The following is an 18,059-nucleotide window of genomic DNA, read 5'->3' as shown; positions in this document are numbered from 1 at the left end:
CAGGGGGAACCTGCCGGGAACTACCCCAGCAGGTCCAACAGGTTAGCGGCAGTGGGCCGGGTGTCAGCGGTTTAGTGTCGTTGCGATCTATTCGCGATTTCAGCGAGATGTCCCAAAAAGTGGCGGCTGGCGGACGTGTCATCCGGCGCGGTGCAGGCATAATGAATGTTGGCCGCAGAATCGACCAGGAGATTCAGCGGGTTGCCGAGAATCTTCCGTTCCTTGAGATAATGCTGACAATTAGGCACGATCAAAATTGGTGCGTCGATACTGTCCAACCGCATGACTGTGACCAGATCGAGAGAATCCTCTTGCGTTGTTGCCAGCGCAAATCCCCATCCGCGCTCATGCATGTAAGATTGCCAGTCGCGCCACCAGGAAATCTCGCGAACGCCACAGGTTGCGTTTTCATCGATGAGCACCAACAGCGTGAACGGTGTATTGAAGTGTTCGGGATAGGCAGTGGCGAGTTCCCTGACAGGTTGCTCAACGTTGAAGTCTTTGATGGTTATATCTCGGTAGACAATACAACCACCCAAGATAAAAAGACCCGCAAGGAGACACAGGCACAGCCGGGTCATGTTCGAAAACTGCTTCATGGCTCGATCCTCGCGACAACTAAGGTTTCTTTACAGCCGGAGTTGTCGGCCTCGCGGGCGACAAAAATGATCCGCCCATCATCCTGCACCCCCGCTAGGCGCCAGAGTGGGTCGATTTTCAGCGGGACGACCTGTTTGTTCACATTCCAAACGACAGTTGTCAGCTGGCTAAGATCTTCTCCCATGCAGATCCCATCTCCGACTCTGTACTGCATAATGAAATAATCCGGATAGACGTAGGAAAAGAACATCACAGGTGTCCACCGAGCATACCACTCATTGGTGACTGCCTGCGACTCGATCCGGGATATTGTCTGGGGAGGGCGACGGTAGTCGGCATTGGTTATCGGCACGCTGTCGCGCAATTCTCCCGCCATGTCGACGAGATAGACATAAGGGTACCCGTCAACAGCCAGCCAGATTGTGCTGTCCTGCGGATTGATCGCCGGGTATCCGAGATACGAGTGGGCCAGACTTACCGAATCTCGCCAGTGAAGCAGTTCCTCAGAACAGCGGAACAGTCTGAGAAAGTTGCTGCTACCGATCTTTTGGATAACGATCCTTTTCTCGGTGTCGTTTCCCGACATGGCGGCGAGCATAGAGCCGCCCTGCACATTGGCATTGCCCAAAAAGTCATAGCCTGTTCGCTTGTCACACCTAGTCAGAAACGGCGTTCCTTCATCGGTCTGACTAAGGCGATACATCCGATTGCAGTGCCCCTCGAAGATCAGCACCTCGTTCCCTTTGTCGGACTTGTACTGCCACAGCCCTTCAGGAGAAACTAGGCGCGTCAGACGATTACTATCGCAGAGACTAAATGGCACCTGCACATCCGATGACGCACGCTCCATTACCATGTGACATTCCTCGTCCTTGTTTCCCTGAAGGTACAGGCCATCATGCGCGATGAACATGACGGTATCCCCACCCGCCCTCAGGGCGTAGAAGACCCCATAGTATTTGCCGAGTTCATACTGCTCAACTACGCGAAGCGACTCCGCCTGACTGGACCGGGCGATCAGAATGCACAGTAGCAGAGGGATCATCCAACGGCAGCCGATCACCGTGAGCGTTTTGGCGTGTGTGGTGTGTTGATTCACTTCGGTTCTCCTTGAATCAGACTTTGCCGTCTGCCACGAGCGCGCTCAGACGCAGCATGGCCGCCTCAAATTCCAGTTGACTTGCTGCGGTATTGTCTGAGCCGCGCATGTAGATTGCCGTAGCAGTCGAATCGAACAGTACCTTGAACGGCATGAATTCGGGCGATATCCCCATCTGCCGAAATGAGAACTGCTCAGATTCCACCGGGATCAGTGGAATTCTCAATGTGGCGCTATCCAATACTTGTGCGATGGCCAGTGAATCCTCCGGCGCGCATACTGCGATTATTCGCTGACCGCGCTGCTCGAACTCCGGAGCGAGTCGCTTAAACACGTCCATCTCCATGATAGCTGTCTGGCAGTTGGAACTGGTCGAAAGGAATATTGCAAGGCTCAATGGTGGCACTCTGCCGGCTGAATCTGCCGGCATGAGAAACTGCCCAAACGTGGGAAGGGTATAGACACCCCGCGCATCGGTCAGACTGCCATCCATCAGGCTCAAGTATGCCTCGGGGCCGGCGACCGCCAGGAGTTCCTGACGAAGAGTCTGTGTCTGCCATAGGAGAATCCCGTTGCAGATCAGCAGGAGCCCGATAAGCAGCCAGATGCCGAACTTTCGCATAACTTTCGCTCCCAATGGGAAGGGGACCATGTAGTGTCGCACACGGTCCCACACAATATGGTCACTGTACGCCGAGCCCTTCGCTACTGATCGTCAGTTGCCCAACTACAGTATTGATGATCCAGCAGTTGTTGCCGCCAACCTCGCACCCCTTGTAAGTTCCATCTGGATTGAAGACTTTTCTTCCTCTGACAATGAGAGGAGGTTTGCTCGCGGAGAGCGCCGCATTGTCCAAACCTGCTACACGCCCAATTTCGTATCCGTCAGCCACCAGCGCAAGAGTAAGGAGTGCAGCGGCGACAATTCGTTGCATGCGACTTAGCCTCATTTGCGATCCTCCATTTGTGTTAACTGGTTCTTCCACTCGGTATCAATCACCGATGTTCATATGCACTGAACCTGTATATCAACCCGCGTGCCAAACATGCGCGTGAAATTGGAGTGCGTTATCCAGTAATGACTTGGAAATGCGAGGCAAGTGTGTGATCATCACACGCGATGTGGATAACCCGCCAAAGTACGAGTGAGGTACGAATTTCGGGGTTATCGGTACGAATTTGGCGGTTTCTGGTACGAATTTGAGGGTTTTCGGTACGAATTTAGGGGGTAGCGGTACGAATGCGGTACGAGTGAAGTGTGATTCGGGTCTCGACTTCGCTCGACCCGACGGGTGAGGGGTGTTCGATGGTTTGGGTCTCGTCTTCGCTCGACCCGACAGGTGAGGGGAGTTCGGTGTTTCGGGTCTCGACTTCGCTCGACCCGACGGGTGAGGGGTGTTTGATGTTTCGGGTCTCGTCTTCGCTCGACCCGACCGGGTGAAGTGGTTTTGCGGATTCGGGTCTCGTCCCTGAATCAGGTTCAGGGCAGGCTTCGCTCGACCCGACAAGTTTAAGACAATCCGCTCAATTTGACTTCGGCACCTCAAGTTTCCCCGCCTGCCGATTCGGCCCCTCCATCTGTCGCCTCGGTCATTCCTCCGTCTGTCGCCTCGATCAGTCTTCCATCCGTCGCCTGGAGCGAACCTCCATCTGTCGCCTCGAGCATTCCCCATCTGTCGCCTCGAGCGAAGACGAGAGGCGAACCCTTGGGACTACAGATAATCCTAATTCCTTTCATTTTCACTGACACTACCTGTCAGTGACATTCCATAATATTCGGGCGTATATCTCAAGTGAGAGAAAGAGAAATGCGCCACCCTACAGTCTACATTCTGGAGTGCGCGGATAGTCTGTACTATACCGGCTCAACTACTAATCTGGGACAGCGAATGATTCAGCATGAATCTGGTGTTGTTCCTGGGTTCACCTCGCAGCGACTGCCGATCAGGCTGATGTACACTATTGAGTGCCAGACAATCGCAGAAGCGGCGGCAATAGAGAAGCAGATCAAGCGATGGTCACATCAGAAGAAGAAGGCGCTCATAGAGGGGAGGATCGACCTGTTGAAAGCTTTGGCAGAGTGCAGGAACGAAACGCATTTCAGGAGAAAGCTGTAGACTGTGTGACTTGATTCGGGTCTCGTCTTCGCTCGACCCGACGGGTTGAAGGGGTTTTGGTGATTCGGGTCTCGTCTTCGCTCGACCCGACGGGTTGAAGAGAATCCACTCATTTTGACTTCTTCGCCTCAAGTCTCCCCGTCTGCTGATTCGGGTCTCGACTTCGCTCGACCCGACGGGTGAGGGGTGTTCGATTATTCGGGTCTCGACTTCGCTCGACCCGACGGGTGACAGAGAATCTGCTCAAGTAGACTACTTCGCCACAAGCCGCCCCTCCTGTCGCCTTGAGCGAACCCCCATCTGTCGCCTCGAGCGAAGACGAGAGGCGAACACTGCACTCTCAGTTTGCTCTATCCTTCCAAGGCGCATCCACCTGTCGCCTTGAACGACCCCCCACCTGTCGCCTCGAGCGAAGTCGAGAGGCAAACAACAACCCCCAGCCCCCCATCCACTCGATTCAATTGTCTGTGATTTGAAGAAAAAGAAAGAAGACCCTAGTCCCGATCCAGCCCAAACTTCCGGATACGCTTCCGGATAGTCCCCTCGCTCACCCCAAGCGTCTCTGCCGCGCGCGTCTGATTCCAGTCGCTCTGCTCAAGGATCCGCACCAACTGCGATTCATCCGTCATCGGCAACTGATCCTGCGCGATCTCCGGAAGTTTGCTGATATCATTCTCCGCGATCACCAGCAGTTTGCGAACAAATGTCCGCAGTTCCCGGATATTTCCCGGCCAGCTATGCGCCGAGACGATTGACGACAGACGCTCCAGATAAGCCGCCGAACCATTGGTCGCCGATACGCCAAGTTCCTTCACGAAATGCGCGATCAGGTCGGGGATATCCTCAGTCCGCTCGGCCAACGGCGGCAGTGCGATATTGATCTCATTCAGGCGATGATACAGGTCGGCGCGGAATCGATTCTCCCGAACCGCTTTCGCCAGGTCATGATTGGTCGCCGCAATTATCCGGATATCGACCGACCGGTCGGTCGTTTCGCCAAGTCGGCGCAATGATCTTGTCTCCAGTACTTCGAGAAGTTTCGCCTGGAGTTCCAGCGGCGCCTCGGCGATCTCATTGAGGTAGAATGTTCCGCCCGCCGCCGCTTCAAACAGCCCCGGCTTGTCATCGGAAGCTCCCGTGAATGTCCCTTTGCGATGCCCGAACAGCTCAGACTCCGCCAGCGGGCCGGGGAGAGCGGCGAAATTCTGCGAGAGGAACCGTCCGGTCCGTCCGGACTGCTCATGGATCCATCGCGCCATCAGATCTTTGCCGGTGCCGGTGGCGCCGGTCAACAGGACAGTCATGCGGGTCGGCGCGACATGGCGCGCCAGATCGAGCAGTGACAGCATCCGCTTACTGCGGGTAATGATCTTGACCGTATCGGAGTCGGAAGGCTGGAGAGCGATTTTGCGCGGTTCCAGTTTGGCCAGAGCGGCATCGATCTTGGCGAGGTATGGCGCGACCTGTTCCGCTTCGCAGTATTCTTTGGCGAGGTAGAGCAGGGCGACCGATTCGGAACGTTCGAATATCTCTGATGATGCCGCGGCATACCGGGCCACGGCCAATTCGTAACGAGCGGATATCTGGTTGAAGAGGTCGATAGAGCGGCGGAACCAATCGCGCGCTTCTTCGGCTTTGCCGGTGGCGGCCGCAACCTGCGCGAAAACGCGCCAGCAGGCGGCGATCTCCAGCCGTTGGCCGATCTTCTCCGCGACCGCGAGCGCCTCGGCGGCATGCTTCTGTGCTTCGGTGAATTTGCCGGTGGCGACAGCCAATTCAGCTTGGCGCGTTTTAATACCCGTGAAGAGCGCAGATTCAGGTGCTAGTTCATTTGCTATCTGGAGGCCCGTGGCTACGGCTTTTCTGGCTTCACGGAATCGGCCAGACTTAATCTCTATAACTGTCAGATTCTCATAACAGACGCCAAGTTCGCGTTTGTGTTGCGCGAGCAACCTAATGGCAGACTCAATTAATTCACGGCCCTTAGCATATTCTCCGCAGTGGGAAAAGGCCAACGAGGCCATCTCATACGCTATTCCCTGCCGAAGGTCACCCTCCCCTGCAAACTTTGGAATTAGCTCTGTATAACCCTCGACCGCTTCGCGAATTCGGCCGGCTCCGAATAGGAGGTGACAAAGATTGCTCCGAAGAGTCTGTACACAGGAGTCTCTCCCAATCTTCAAATAGAGGGCTTGACCAATTCTCAGGTGATGAATTGCGGGCTCAATCCAGCCCAATTGATACAGGCAGAAGCTCAATTGATTCATAGCCCTGGCGGCATTGCTAAGGGATCCACCATCCAAGCACTCAATGTATGCTTGCTCCAGAATTGGAAGGGCTTCGCGATGTCTTCCCAAGGCAACAAATAACCTTGCCTTCTCATGTAGCGCCCAGCCAAGAAGTGCGGATTGCTTGGACTCAGCGTAATAGGAGATGGAATCTTCGATATCTCTGAAGGAATAGTCACTTACTGAAATCCCAGTTCCAAGCTTTAGAACTTGATACCTTGCGAGTTTCTGGCGGGAGAAGTTGATGGTATCCAGTCCCCTCACTATATCATATGCTTCGCGCTCCCTGAATAGCCGCAGCAGATTGTCGACGTCGTCTAGGATTTGATCAGGGTTTTCGGAAACCTTGCACATAATTCTTACTTGAGATTGGCTTTCAAAAAAAACTGAAGGGAGAAACCCGCGGAGGCAGAATAGGGGTTCTATGTCTGCAATTGTCTGTCAATGCGGTCAGGCGCGAGTTCCCACCGTTCCATTACTCGTCTAACCTAAAGTAAGATACGCAATTCGATGCTACTGTCAATCTTGTTCTTATCTTGGAGTTGGAACCACTCAAGGGGGAATTGTCCGAGAAGAATTGCGGAGATCACTGGCTCACAAATCAAATATCGAATCGCTTGTCAGAGAATCGGTTTGCGGAAAAGTGACTGACAGAAACTGTCATCGAAGTAACATGGAGTATGCGCGCTGGTATCCCGAATCTGCCACACCGGGGAGAAAGTGTTTTTTTGGGGTGGGCTGGAAATGAAACGGAGCAATCCGGCCCGCAACCATTACGCCACAATGCACGAGTAGCCGGGATGAGAGTTCCACGAGCCCCGTACCCTGCCCTCTGTCTTAAACTGGAGGGCAGGGAAGAGTAGGATTCGTGGGAGACTGTCGAAGCATTACTTCAAAAGTACCAGCTTTCGCGTCGCCGTGAAGTCATTGGCCTGCAATTGGTAGAAATAGACTCCACTCGAAACGAACTCATGGCTGTCATTCCGACCGTCCCATGTCACGTTATAGGCACCCGCTTCCTGGAAACCTTGGTGCAGAACCTTCACGATCTCGCCTAGGAGGTTATAGACGACGATCTTCACAGAAGATCCAGCAGGAAGATTATAGGCTATGGTCGTGGATGGGTTACAGGGATTGGGGTAAGCATTTTCGAGCGACGGCATAACGGAAACGCTCTGGTTTGTATGATGTTGTTCTTGAGTTGCGCAGCCCGGAAGGAGTGTACCAGCAAGAGTCAACGTATAGGAGGATAACCTGGCGTAGTCACTCAGGTCGACCAGACAATCTGCATTGACATCGGCATTTGCAGGCTGGGGCAGCACGACATTGCCGCGAAGGAACTCTCCGAGAAACAAGCAGTCATCCCAGTTGACGTAACAGTCGACATTAACATCGCCGGGTATGCCATCGCAATGCAGCCCATTGATTACGCGACTAACTGCTTTCTTGGCGTTTATCTTCCCGTAGCCTGTGTAAACATTCGGAAAACTAGTAAAACCATCTACGGTGTCGCAGGATTGCCTCAAAATATCATAAATGGTTCCCGCCGCAATTGTGGGCGCTGCAGTCTTCAATAATGCGGCGATTCCGGTAACGTGTGGCGCAGAGATTGATGTGCCGCTCCACCAACTATAACCTTCGTTCATTGCATGTTCGTTGAAAATTTTTGTCAAACCACCAATCGTGTAGACCCAACTGCCAGGGGCCACTACGTCAACAAAGGTTCCGAAGTTCTGCCAGGCCGAGGAACCTGTGGAATCTGTTGCGGACACTGCAACCACATAGGGTAGTGAGGCTGGATACAGAATATGGGGACATGGCGTGGCTGGACTACAGTTTCCTGCGGCCGCTATGAGAGCAATCCCTCGTTGAAAAAAGGCTCGCTCCAGGATCGCTTCTATGGCAGGGTCTCTCACAAAGTACCCCCAACTCATGTTTATTACATCCACCTCACAGGTGTCTACCAGATATTTCAGGTCATTGAGTAAGTTCTCATACTCATCGCCTCCGTCGCCGCGGTCAGCAAGCACCATATTGCTTTTTGGGAAGATTCCAATTACGCCGCCGCCCGTGTAGATACCTCCTGAGACCTTTCCTGCCGATGATCTTGGTAGGTCGTACGCTGACGCACCACACACGCCCGCAACTGCGGAACCATGATTACCATGGATTTCCTGCATTGAAGATGGAAATCTTACTTTGCTCAAATTCGAAATGTTGCCGTATAGATCGGGATGGAAATTCGGGTCGGAGCCATATCCACGATCACAAATACCGATTAACGGGGCTGCTGCTGTATCCCATGTGCTGCAAAGCAGATCCCAAGCACCGTACGCGTCGACTCCTCCCGAAACGGAATCGGGCGAATAAAGTGAGTATTGTCTGTCCGAGTAGTCATTGACCCACTGACATTGCGGATGCGGTTCGTCCGTAGGATGGTCGTCCAGGATGCGGATAATGGGAATAAAACCTATGTCCTGTAACGACGGTATGGTCTGAAATTCCGCCATCAACGTATCCACACTCAGAGTGCGAGGTAAACGGACCAACCAGAAGGTGGTCAAGTCACGCTGGACATTACCGTCTCCTTCGGGTACACTGAATGTGTCCATAGATGATGCAGTTCCTATGCGGCGACCTAGGTACTGAATTTGGTTCCGGTAAATGCAGGACAGAACCTGGGAATCTATTGCCACGCCATTCAAATCATCATTGCCTGTAACCTGAGTAACCGAACTCAGAGTTGCGAAGCTATCAACCACGTTTCCGAGAAGATAGGAACTCGGGGATTCAGGGTCGATGCCGACTCTGAAATAGAGACCTCGAATAGAATCGGGGAGCAGAATTGTGGTTGGTCCAGCGCTGAACCCAAGTTTATCAGATGATCTAACAGAATCAGGGAAATTCCTCAATATCCATTCGGTTTGAGCAATCGCATCCAGGTCTTGTGTCTTCAGTCGCTCTGCCTTTTCGTGCAAGAAGTTTGATTCAGCTGCCAGAGTAGCGTTGACCGAGAAAAGCAACGCCAGGATAAGCATGCCATGAATGGAAGCAGATCTTCCTCTCATACTTGGCTCGTTTCTGGGTGAGAAATGGCCATTTAATGAAACTGCCCACTGGGCATTGGGTGAGAAGACGCTCTTTGCGCCGACAGCTCGTCGAATTGGGTTCCACGTGCTTTAGTTCTAAGACCTCCTTTTTGAACAGGTTTACTACTTTAGCAGCAGCATCTTCTTTGTTGCTGAAGCCTCGCCTGCTTGGAGGCGATATAGGTAGAATCCTGATGACTGTCCGTGTGCCTGCCAGACTACGTTGTGTGTCCCGGCGCTTTGCTCCGCGTCGACCAATTTCGCCACCTGTTGTCCAAGCAGATTGTAGACAGTCAATCGAACGTGCGCCCGTCGAGGCAGGCTGTACTCGATCTTTGTAGATGGGTTGAAAGGATTCGGATAGTTTTGCTTCAGGGTTGCGAGTGATGGGAGTCCAGATTCATTTCCGTCGACTGAAGTTGCGCCGGTGAACCGCAAGCAAACCAGATTCTCCTGATCGGCGACAAAGACCATAGAATCGCGTGCCTCAACTGCCAACGCATTGACTGGTGTGTCATATTCGGCAACGAGCTGCGGATCTGCAGGATTACCGATATCATATGCCAATACTCCTCGCTCGCCCACTGCGGCATACATCCGGTCGCTCTCAAAACCGAAGTCGAGAATGTTTGGACCAATTGAAGCGCCACCGAGAAAAGGCGGATTGACACGGTCGCTCGCAATGTCGTACACTTCTATCGAGTTTGGGGTAAGTGCAAGCAGCAGTGAATCTCGAACCATGATTCGACAATAGTCATTACCACTACCACCGATCTGCCCGACCCACTGCACATTAGAGATGCTGGGCATTGACAAGACGATAATGCCAAAGTCGCCGTCGGCGATATAAACCATCGAATCCAGGAAACAGACATCCTTGGCAATTCCGGGAGAGTCATAGGTGAAGACTGTAGCCGGTTGGTCGGGAGTCGCAATATTCACCAGGCTGATTCCGTCGCCACCGCGCATGACATAGAGAAGAGTGTCGCGTACTTGGAAATTGATACCGCCAACCGCCAGTGTTTCTTCGGCAACAACAAAAGGATTGGCAGGATCGGCGATATTGATCGTGCGAATCCCTGGTGTTGAGATTGTCCCAATTCCGGTAGATGCTACATACAGGAATGTGTCGACCACTACACCAGTAGAATTACCGAATCCGGTCAGGCAACTGCCGATCCAAGTGGGCTTCGATGGACTCGTAACATCAATGGCCATGACATCTGGTCCAAAATTATCATTGTACAGACAATAGATCGTGTTTGACGCGACGGCGATTCCGGTTGCAGGGGAAGGTAAGCTGTATGAGGCCTTGATTTGTGGAATTGGCGCCGAGATACCAACCACCGTTAACTCTGTTGGTGGCCAAGGCATCGGCCACCAATCGACCCAGTACTTGCACTCGAATCGTTCAATATCCAGGTCGAGAAAGTACATCGGACCATAGTCGGTCACTACCGCAAGCGACTCGTTGGCTACCACATCTCCGGCGAAATAGGTGATCGGCAGACGCGTTAGACTATCCGGTTGTGCTGAATTTGCCCGGTCGTAAACCTGTAACCCCCAGGATCCGGCAGTTAGGAACAAGAGACTGTCACTGACCGCCATCTGCGAGGCCGCGCCATAGGTCACGGTACGGGACAAGACCAATAAATCCGCCGGATCGGCTGCGTTGACGACTGTTAATCCTGATTGACAGGTTGGCCAATTGAATCCCCGGTCCGACAGATAAACGAGCGAATCCGAACGATCAAGTTCAATCTCGAGGAACGGGTTGTGGTTGACACGGACACTATCAAGGAAAACCGGCGCCGAAGGATCGGCGATGTTGAAGACCAGCAATGCGCCCTGGCAGATTGCAAACATAACGGTGTCGCGAACGGCCACATCCTCGGGCGGATTCAGAGAATCAGGAAAACGGATCGCTCCAACTTCCGCAATTTCTGTTGGCGTTGAGAGATCAAGCAGGAGAATACCTGTCGAATCTCGATAGGAGCCATATGCGACGCAGGCAACGGTGCCGGAGACATCCAATGCGGTCGCCGGCCTAGGCAGTACCACTGTCTCAATGACTGTCGGATCGAGCGGGTTACTCAGATCTATGGAATAGAGATGTCCATTGCAGTCCACTGCATAGGCAGTCTGGCCGGATATCTTAAGATCAGTAACCCCGTAGTCCCACCAGACCAGACCACGCTGGTCGTACAAGTTAAGCTGCGCAATCGGCTCAGGTGGTAATGAATCCCGGAATCTCAAGACCTCGATCCCGCTTGGTGTCGAGCAGATCACAAAGCTATCTTTGATCGCCGCTCGGACCAGTGTGCTGGAATACGTGCTTCCCATTTTGAGTAGATCCGCACCACTTGATCGGGTCGCCGCGACCAGCAACAAGGTCACACTCAATAGCAGTCTGAATTTCATGCTGTCCCTCGATTCCTGTTATTTCGCAATATCACAATTCTTATCAGCCGGGTCTACCAGGTTTCTCACCCAATTAATTCCCTGGCGCGACCCGGCATCCTCCTAGAAGGGTATCTATAGTTCTTCTCTTTGCAGATTCTTCGACAGAGGCGCGGGAACTGTTTCCGACAACCTGCTCGCTTGTTCCAGCTCCCGGCCTCCATCGCACACGCAAACAATTGAAAGGAACCGCAGGCTCTATGCGATTGCCGACAAGATGTATATCAACCGGCGTGCCGAACGTGCGCGTGAAGTTGGAGTGCGTTATCCAGTAATGAGTTGGAAAATCGAAGCGAGTGTGTGACTGCCACACCCGATGTGGATAACCAGCGAAAGTACGAGCGAGGTACGAATTTCGGGGTTTGCGGTACGAATTTGGCGGTTTCGGGTACGAATTTGAGGGTCTTCGGTACGAATTTCGGGGGTATCGGTACGAACGCGATTTTGCGGTTGTTGTGCGACAAGCAGTTGCAAGTACGAGTCTGGTACGAGTGCGGTACGAGTTGCGTACGTGAGTCGGCGCGTGCGATCGGGTCTCGACTGCGCTCGACCCGACGGGTGTGGGTGGTGGCTTGGTTATTCGGGTCTCGACTGCGCTCGACCCGACGGGGAAGGAGTGCCGGCTTAAGTTCTCTTAGTCGCCTCGGCGTCTCTTAATCTGTCGCCTCGAGCGAAGCCTTCTCTGTCGCCTCGAGCGAAGACGAGAGGCGAATGAAACAACAAACCAGGTCGGGCGACTCTGCTCTCTCGCCCGACCCTCGACCGACTGCGACTACTTCAGCAACTGGAGCACCAGAAGGACCAACGCCCCCGACGCCGCCAGCGACATCCCGAACGACGCGTACAGATGCCCCGGCGCTTCGTAGCATTTCGTCATGTCCATTGACACGCGGAAGCGCCGGTACCAGGGGATTGCGAAATACTCCGCGCGACGATAGCGAAGCGAGAGAAGTTGCAGGATGAGACCGACCGCGATCAGCCCACCCGATACAAAATAGAGCGTCTTATACATGCGATACCTCTTGCGATGTAGAATTGTATTCTGATTTACTCCTGCTCACATTCCGGCCATCAATGTACCATCGGTCAGGCTCTTCCACGCGACAGAGAAGAGCGCCATCGCTACGGCGCTGAGCAACGATGCGGTGGCAAACCGCCACGGCTGACGGTGGGTTTCGGGCGCGAAGATAGTGTGCCCGCAAAGTCCCTGAATCAATCCAACGACGAACCATCCGAGTACGGGATATTCCGTCGCACGTCCGACGAGTGTGCCGATCAGCAACGCTACGGCAAAACAGACCGACATCAGAAGTGTCTTGACGATAAAATCCTTCATGGCGGTTTCCTTTCAGATCTGAGAATATCCATTTATGACAAAGTGCTTGATTGCTCTCTCATGGCATCGTGCGGACCCACATATAGAGAAAGATGCCGAACATGATGCAGGCGAGTGACGCGACATGCATCTTCTGGCCGACCGGAGTGAGATAGTCGACCGATGACCAGGGAACGAACCATCCACGGAGACTGAACCATCCGATCGCCTTGCCTGCCTCTGACCGATACGCCCGCATCATGACTCTGAGCACCAGGCCGGTGAGCAGGAAGAGGAACGAGAGGATGAGTAACGGCAATTGCATATGACCTCCGTAGTGAAAGGCGATTCCAGAACCTTCAAAATCTAAAGCACGGCGAAACGGGTCCGGGCACGGTGCCAGGAGCGGATGTAACAAAGTATATCATCCAGTTCAGGTCAGATATGTCGATCGTGCCACTGCAGTTCATGTCTGCTAACATGATTGACGGAAAGATGGTCGGTCGCGGGGTACGCACCATATAGGCTATCAACAAGGACAGATCACTGAGATCAATGCTGTTGTCATTTGTGAGATCACCGTGTGAGATGGAGAGAATGGCATTAAAGGCGTTAACAACGCCGTAACCGTATCGATCGTTTGGCGGAGCAATCGCTCCCCACGCCAGTGCCGTGTCGGCCGATTCTCGTATAATATAGTAGATAGCTTCTGCCGATAGCGTACTGTCCTTTGCAAGAAGGAGTGCGGCAATTCCTGCAGCGATAGGGCAGGCGGCGGAAGTACCACCAAAGTGACAATCGTAGTTCTGATTGTTGCTTTGAGGTAGGCAATCGGACATCAAGGACGGGTTGTATCCGTTACTTCCCATCTGATCCAGTGACCAGACCGACTCATTCGTCCAATTCCCGCTTGGCGCCAGTGCATCAAGTTCAGGGCCGTAGCTACTGTAGTCCCAATATCTGTCACTTGTGTGGTGTGAAGCGCCAACTGCAAATACAAACGGCAGGTTAGACGGATACTGGCAATTCGAGAAGTAGCCATTGCCGCTAGAAAAGAACACAGGACAACCTCGACCGTTTCTCCCAAACGCAACGGCCCGGTGTATTGCGTCACTTAGAGTTGGATCGTCCATCCACGGAGTATCTGCAGACCAGCTATTTGAAAGGACGTCCGCGCCATTTTGGTATGCCCAGACTATTGCCAGGGCAGCTTCCGCTCCGGTCTCAAAAGCGTCACCATCATCGGAGAAGATCTTGATCGGCAGGATGCGTGTGCGTGGTCCAATAGATATCATGCCGGATGACTCCAATTGACCTGAGGCAGAATCCGTGGTGTGCAAAGCCGCGATGATCCCGGCGCAACCTTGCCCGTGAGCCTCGCTTACTCCCGGGGAGGGGTCCATGTCAATGTCTCCGAAATTCACACCGCCATAGAAGTCAATCCCGCGGTCGATTTTTCCTACAGGAAGGTCTTCGTGCGAAGCGACTCCATCGTCTATGACCGCTACCGTCATGCTGCGTGTAAGTCCTCCGAAGTCCCATACCGACCGCACATTAAGCTCTCCGATAACGCGCTTGAGGTGGGGCTGATATGTGGCATAAAAATCGAAAGTCCTGTAAGCTGTACGTTCAAATCTACCACCGATGCTTGGATGTGCATAAACGGTAGACGGATGGAGATGGAGTGTGTTCGCAATATTGACCGTGTATGAACCGTTTACAGAAGCATTGTAAGCAGTATAGACATTGTGCATGCCTGGAATCTCTCCAATGAGAATCACATTCAGTGACTGCGCGATGTTCTCAGCAGAGTCTGGTGTTATATCATCATTAAATCTAACACAAAGTCGCTTTCCTATCGGTGCTGCGACAGAATCGGGGAACCGATAAAACGGAGCCGCGATATCGACTTGCTCTATTGCGTTCAGCGCATTCAAGAGTTGGAGGTACCCATTGGCGGAAATAACGGCGTATACACGATAGCCGTCCATTGTGTCTGGAGTATTGATTGGAGCTCCAATTCCCGGGAAGTTATCGAGGATTGCCGTGCGTTCATAGATACTTGTGGACTCCAGAAAACTAATGCAGACTCTCGACGAATCAACTCTGAGAATAACCGGCGTGCTAGTGCCATAGTAGAAAGTATCGGGTACAGCTTGCGCATGGGCGCGTGGGGCAATTACGTGGATGAAAATTGCCACACATGCAGAGAATACGAAGTAGTTCATTGTAACCTCCCAGTCTGTTTTGATCAGTTCACCTTCTGTTTTGACATGTGGCCTCTATGAGCTGCATGTTATAACCTGCATGCGTATAAGTCTCAAGATTCTTGGTTTCAAAATTGTAGATTACAAAATGACCACCGTTCCTTCCGACCAACAGCGCTCGTTTCCCATCAGGAGTAATTGACACTTCCGACAGAGGCATACGGTCTCCGTAGAGCATAGTGTCGGGAAGGATTGGCCGAACGTCGACCTCCATTGCGGAATCGTTGGTCTCAAGGTCAAAGATGAGAAAGGAAGAAGGCGGGGGGGGCCCTATAAGCCAGGTGCCGGGGTTGGTAATCACCGCATAGTGCTCATCCGGCGTTACCGCTACTTCTCCCCAACCTGGTGTAAGAGGATGCCAGTAAACAAATGAGTCGAGAGGCACATCGTAGACTGCAAAAGCCCAGTCGAATGTGTTGTACTGTAAATAGAGCAGGAACTTGCTACCATTATGGATGGATATGATCTGTCGTCCAGCGCCATGAGGAAGCGGTGTCAGGATCGGCTCTCGAGATCTATCTAATGGAAACGAAATGACTGTATCTCGATTGGGTGAACCGACCAACCCGTAAAATATGCGATTATCTCCACCGATAAATGCAGAGCGAACCTGAAGAGTGTCCTGCAGGATCGGGCTGAGGTCCGATTGCCGCAATACGCTGAGATCACCATTCTGTTGCGTAACCAGGTACTTGTTACTGCCACAAGTCCCATCAAGATGAGTATTTGTCAGTTGGTCGATCAGCCCGAGAGAATCGGCATCGAGGATGTTGAGCACACCGTGATCTTCGACGAAGAGTTTGTTGCCATCGCTGCTCACATCAAATCCAGACGCCGTATTCCAGTTGGAGTAGAACGTATCCAGTCGCTGTGTTAGCGTCGACCAACGATATACGGGATAGACTCCTGGATTCTGGATGATACCTTCACTCATCCATATTGCATATTCTCTTGGCTCCACCGGTTCGCTCGGCTTCCGGTCGCAGGAGCCAAGTAGTAACATGAGGAGAACAACGAGGAATCCCGGGACAGTGATTTTGAACTTTCGCATCTGAATCTCCCAATTTGATATTCCCACCTGTATATCTGGGGTGTCCTGGTCGGCCTTGTCAAGGGTTCTGAAATCCAAAGTGCCGGGTCCGCTGGAAAAGTCGGGTGGGTGGACACGAACCCGGACACTCTGGTTTCGATACTTGACAAGTTGTGGCTTCACGCCTCCCCCCAAGACATCAACTGGCGTGCCGAACTCACACGCGAAATTGGAGCGCGAAGTCCAGTAATCAGTTAGCTGTGCGACTGCCGCGTGTGATCGTCACACGCGATGTGGATAACCATCGAAAGTACGAGTGAGGTACGAATTTCGGGGTTTGCGGTACGAATTTGAGGGTTTTCGGTACGAATTCCGGGGGTTGTGGTACGAATGCGATTTTGCGGTTGTTGTGCGGCAATCAATTACAAGTACGAGTCCGGTACGAATGCGGTACGAGTTGCGTGTGAGTCAGGTCTCGTCTTCGCTCGACCCGACGGGTGGTGAGGTCGCTGAGTTAATTTGGAGTCTCGTCTTCGCTCGGCCCGACGGGAAGGAGTGCCGGCTTAAGTTTTCTTAGTCGCCTCGGCGTCTCTTAATCTGTCGCCTCGAGCGAAGACGAGAGGCGAATCGCTTACGAAGTAAAGCGGCTCTGCGCACGCCCCGACAAGGAATCAAGCTGGTTACTGGCTCAGAGTGAATGCGAGTGTGCCAAAGACCTGGCCGTTGACGATGATCTCGATCTTATGTTTCCCCGGATAATGTTTGCGTGTGGTCATCTCGCGGAACGAATGCTTCGATGACAACGACAGCGATTCGCCGGCCTTGAGCGATTTTTCAACCAGCTTAAATACCTTCCCGCTCAGTTTCCCATCCGCCTTGACATAATGCACTCGGTAATCGATCGCCAGCTTCTGTGATCTCTTCGCGCACGAAAGCAAATCAAATGACAAACGGGCTCCGTCGCCGATCTTCGCTTTCGAGGGTGTCAGCCTGAGTTTTGTGATCTCAACCTGCGGATTCGAAGTGAACCCAAACAGCTTGAATACCTCCGGCGTCCCTTTCTTGATGAGTGAACGGCAGGCACGCTTGAGTATCCAGTTGGTGCGAACGTCGTTTGTCTTCATCCACGCCAGCGCGGTGGTGAGCACGATATCCGGATGATCTTTGGAGATGTCATTCAGGTTATTCGCCACCGCCTTGCGGACATACAGGGAATCATCGGCCTTGAGCTTCTCCAGCAGATCGATAACCGGTCGGGGATTCTTGCGGAAAGCCTCTATATGAATTGTCCAGACTCCGCGCGGGCGGGTCCCTTCGGCGGCCAGGCGGCGAAGATGCTCGTTCTCATCTTCCGCCCACCGATGAATCACCTTCAGCATCTGCTCCGGATATTTCACAATGAAAGGGCGGATCGTAAACTCCGCCGTCCCGTGCTTGGTCAACTCCTGCATCGCCCGAACAGAGTTGGGAAGGTCATCCATCCCAAACTGATCGACATACGAATTGAGTATCCAGTTCTCGAACCCGTTTAATCCCGGTGCTACCGTGACAAGGATATCGACCGCCTTTTTGTAGTCAGATGGGAAATGCGGCTTGAGGTGCGATGCGATCAGCGCAATGCGGGCTTTCAGTTCGAGCTGGTCAAACTTCGCTTTGACCAATCCGTCAACAAAGCGGGGAGAATCAAATTTCGGATGGACTTTGGTTATCTCCGCGCCAAACTTGACTAAGCTGGCGCGGTCGATATAGTCTTTCCAGAGTTTTGGTTTCTCTGCGGTTTCCGAAACTGCCATT

15 protein-coding genes are annotated in these 18,059 nt (G+C 52.8%); 2 read left to right on the top strand and 13 right to left on the bottom strand.

Features of this window, described 5'->3' with window-relative positions:
- Positions 1-71 precede the first annotated feature (71 nt).
- The 4 genes from IPH75_12265 to IPH75_12250 all read right to left on the bottom strand — a co-directional run bounded on the left by IPH75_12265 (position 72) and on the right by IPH75_12250 (position 2,634).
- Complete coding sequence (locus IPH75_12265; GenBank protein ID MBK7142843.1) at positions 72-599, bottom strand: hypothetical protein; 528 nt, start codon at positions 597-599, stop codon at positions 72-74.
- On the bottom strand, positions 596-1,699 hold the full coding sequence (locus IPH75_12260) for a hypothetical protein (protein MBK7142842.1): 1,104 nt from the start codon (positions 1,697-1,699) through the stop codon (positions 596-598). Before IPH75_12260 ends, IPH75_12265 begins: the two co-directional genes overlap by 4 nt.
- Positions 1,700-1,715: 16 nt before the next feature.
- On the bottom strand, positions 1,716-2,321 hold the full coding sequence (locus tag IPH75_12255) for a hypothetical protein (GenBank protein ID MBK7142841.1): 606 nt from the start codon (positions 2,319-2,321) through the stop codon (positions 1,716-1,718).
- Positions 2,322-2,382: 61 nt separating this feature from the next.
- A complete protein-coding gene (locus tag IPH75_12250) occupies positions 2,383-2,634 on the bottom strand; it encodes a hypothetical protein (protein ID MBK7142840.1) in 252 nt (83 codons plus the stop codon).
- An 873-nt stretch (positions 2,635-3,507) separates the two neighbouring features.
- Here IPH75_12250 and IPH75_12245 point away from each other — a divergent pair.
- On the top strand, positions 3,508-3,816 hold the full coding sequence (locus IPH75_12245) for a GIY-YIG nuclease family protein (protein ID MBK7142839.1): 309 nt from the start codon (positions 3,508-3,510) through the stop codon (positions 3,814-3,816).
- 494 nt (positions 3,817-4,310) lie between these two features.
- Here IPH75_12245 and IPH75_12240 read toward each other — a convergent pair whose 3' ends face one another.
- Both IPH75_12240 and IPH75_12235 read right to left on the bottom strand, forming a co-directional pair.
- The gene (locus tag IPH75_12240) at positions 4,311-5,840 is read right to left on the bottom strand and encodes a sigma 54-interacting transcriptional regulator (protein MBK7142838.1); all 1,530 of its coding nucleotides are present in this window, start codon (positions 5,838-5,840) and stop codon (positions 4,311-4,313) included.
- A gap of 1,151 nt (positions 5,841-6,991) precedes the next feature.
- Positions 6,992-9,142, bottom strand: a complete 2,151-nt coding sequence (locus tag IPH75_12235) for a S8 family serine peptidase (GenBank protein MBK7142837.1) — start codon at positions 9,140-9,142, stop codon at positions 6,992-6,994.
- Between the two features lie 7 nt (positions 9,143-9,149).
- On the opposite strand from IPH75_12235, the gene IPH75_12230 reads away from it, so the two are divergent.
- Positions 9,150-9,287, top strand: coding sequence for a hypothetical protein (locus IPH75_12230; protein ID MBK7142836.1), 138 nt, complete (start codon positions 9,150-9,152; stop codon positions 9,285-9,287).
- Positions 9,288-9,316: 29 nt separating this feature from the next.
- Here the strand turns inward: IPH75_12230 and IPH75_12225 are convergent, their stop codons facing one another.
- The 7 genes from IPH75_12225 to IPH75_12195 form a co-directional block, all read right to left on the bottom strand.
- Entirely contained in the window at positions 9,317-11,614 is a 2,298-nt protein-coding gene (locus IPH75_12225) for a T9SS type A sorting domain-containing protein (GenBank protein MBK7142835.1), read from the bottom strand.
- Between the two features lie 811 nt (positions 11,615-12,425).
- Positions 12,426-12,665, bottom strand: coding sequence for a hypothetical protein (locus IPH75_12220; protein ID MBK7142834.1), 240 nt, complete (start codon positions 12,663-12,665; stop codon positions 12,426-12,428).
- A gap of 45 nt (positions 12,666-12,710) precedes the next feature.
- On the bottom strand, positions 12,711-12,989 hold the full coding sequence (locus IPH75_12215; protein ID MBK7142833.1) for a hypothetical protein: 279 nt from the start codon (positions 12,987-12,989) through the stop codon (positions 12,711-12,713).
- Between the two features lie 58 nt (positions 12,990-13,047).
- On the bottom strand, positions 13,048-13,293 hold the full coding sequence (locus tag IPH75_12210; GenBank protein MBK7142832.1) for a hypothetical protein: 246 nt from the start codon (positions 13,291-13,293) through the stop codon (positions 13,048-13,050).
- A 34-nt stretch (positions 13,294-13,327) separates the two neighbouring features.
- Positions 13,328-15,196 carry a S8 family serine peptidase gene (locus tag IPH75_12205; GenBank protein MBK7142831.1) on the bottom strand — a complete coding sequence of 623 codons (1,869 nt, stop codon included), beginning with the start codon at positions 15,194-15,196 and terminating at the stop codon, positions 13,328-13,330.
- A 28-nt stretch (positions 15,197-15,224) separates the two neighbouring features.
- Positions 15,225-16,286: a hypothetical protein gene (locus IPH75_12200; GenBank protein ID MBK7142830.1), complete on the bottom strand. Its 1,062-nt coding sequence runs from the start codon at positions 16,284-16,286 to the stop codon at positions 15,225-15,227.
- A gap of 659 nt (positions 16,287-16,945) precedes the next feature.
- Entirely contained in the window at positions 16,946-18,058 is a 1,113-nt protein-coding gene (locus tag IPH75_12195) for a DNA alkylation repair protein (protein ID MBK7142829.1), read from the bottom strand.
- Position 18,059: the final 1 nt, after the last annotated feature.

The organism is bacterium (assembly GCA_016708025.1).
Taxonomy (GTDB): Bacteria; Zixibacteria; MSB-5A5; order GN15; family FEB-12; genus FEB-12.
Note: the sequence above shows the minus strand (reverse complement) of the source record. Positions and strands in the feature narration are given on the sequence as shown.

Coding starts and splice junctions, on each gene's coding strand:
- IPH75_12265 (MBK7142843.1), bottom strand. CDS start 599: ATGAAGCAGTTTTCGAACATGACCCGGCTGTGCCTGTGTCTCCTTGCG.
- IPH75_12255 (MBK7142841.1), bottom strand. CDS start 2,321: ATGCGAAAGTTCGGCATCTGGCTGCTTATCGGGCTCCTGCTGATCTGC.
- IPH75_12250 (MBK7142840.1), bottom strand. CDS start 2,634: ATGCAACGAATTGTCGCCGCTGCACTCCTTACTCTTGCGCTGGTGGCT.
- IPH75_12245 (MBK7142839.1), top strand. CDS start 3,508: ATGCGCCACCCTACAGTCTACATTCTGGAGTGCGCGGATAGTCTGTAC.
- IPH75_12240 (MBK7142838.1), bottom strand. CDS start 5,840: ATGGCCTCGTTGGCCTTTTCCCACTGCGGAGAATATGCTAAGGGCCGT.
- IPH75_12235 (MBK7142837.1), bottom strand. CDS start 9,142: ATGCTTATCCTGGCGTTGCTTTTCTCGGTCAACGCTACTCTGGCAGCT.
- IPH75_12230 (MBK7142836.1), top strand. CDS start 9,150: ATGGAAGCAGATCTTCCTCTCATACTTGGCTCGTTTCTGGGTGAGAAA.
- IPH75_12225 (MBK7142835.1), bottom strand. CDS start 11,614: ATGAAATTCAGACTGCTATTGAGTGTGACCTTGTTGCTGGTCGCGGCG.
- IPH75_12220 (MBK7142834.1), bottom strand. CDS start 12,665: ATGTATAAGACGCTCTATTTTGTATCGGGTGGGCTGATCGCGGTCGGT.
- IPH75_12215 (MBK7142833.1), bottom strand. CDS start 12,989: ATGAAGGATTTTATCGTCAAGACACTTCTGATGTCGGTCTGTTTTGCC.
- IPH75_12210 (MBK7142832.1), bottom strand. CDS start 13,293: ATGCAATTGCCGTTACTCATCCTCTCGTTCCTCTTCCTGCTCACCGGC.
- IPH75_12205 (MBK7142831.1), bottom strand. CDS start 15,196: ATGAACTACTTCGTATTCTCTGCATGTGTGGCAATTTTCATCCACGTA.
- IPH75_12200 (MBK7142830.1), bottom strand. CDS start 16,286: ATGCGAAAGTTCAAAATCACTGTCCCGGGATTCCTCGTTGTTCTCCTC.
- IPH75_12195 (MBK7142829.1), bottom strand. CDS start 18,058: ATGGCAGTTTCGGAAACCGCAGAGAAACCAAAACTCTGGAAAGACTAT.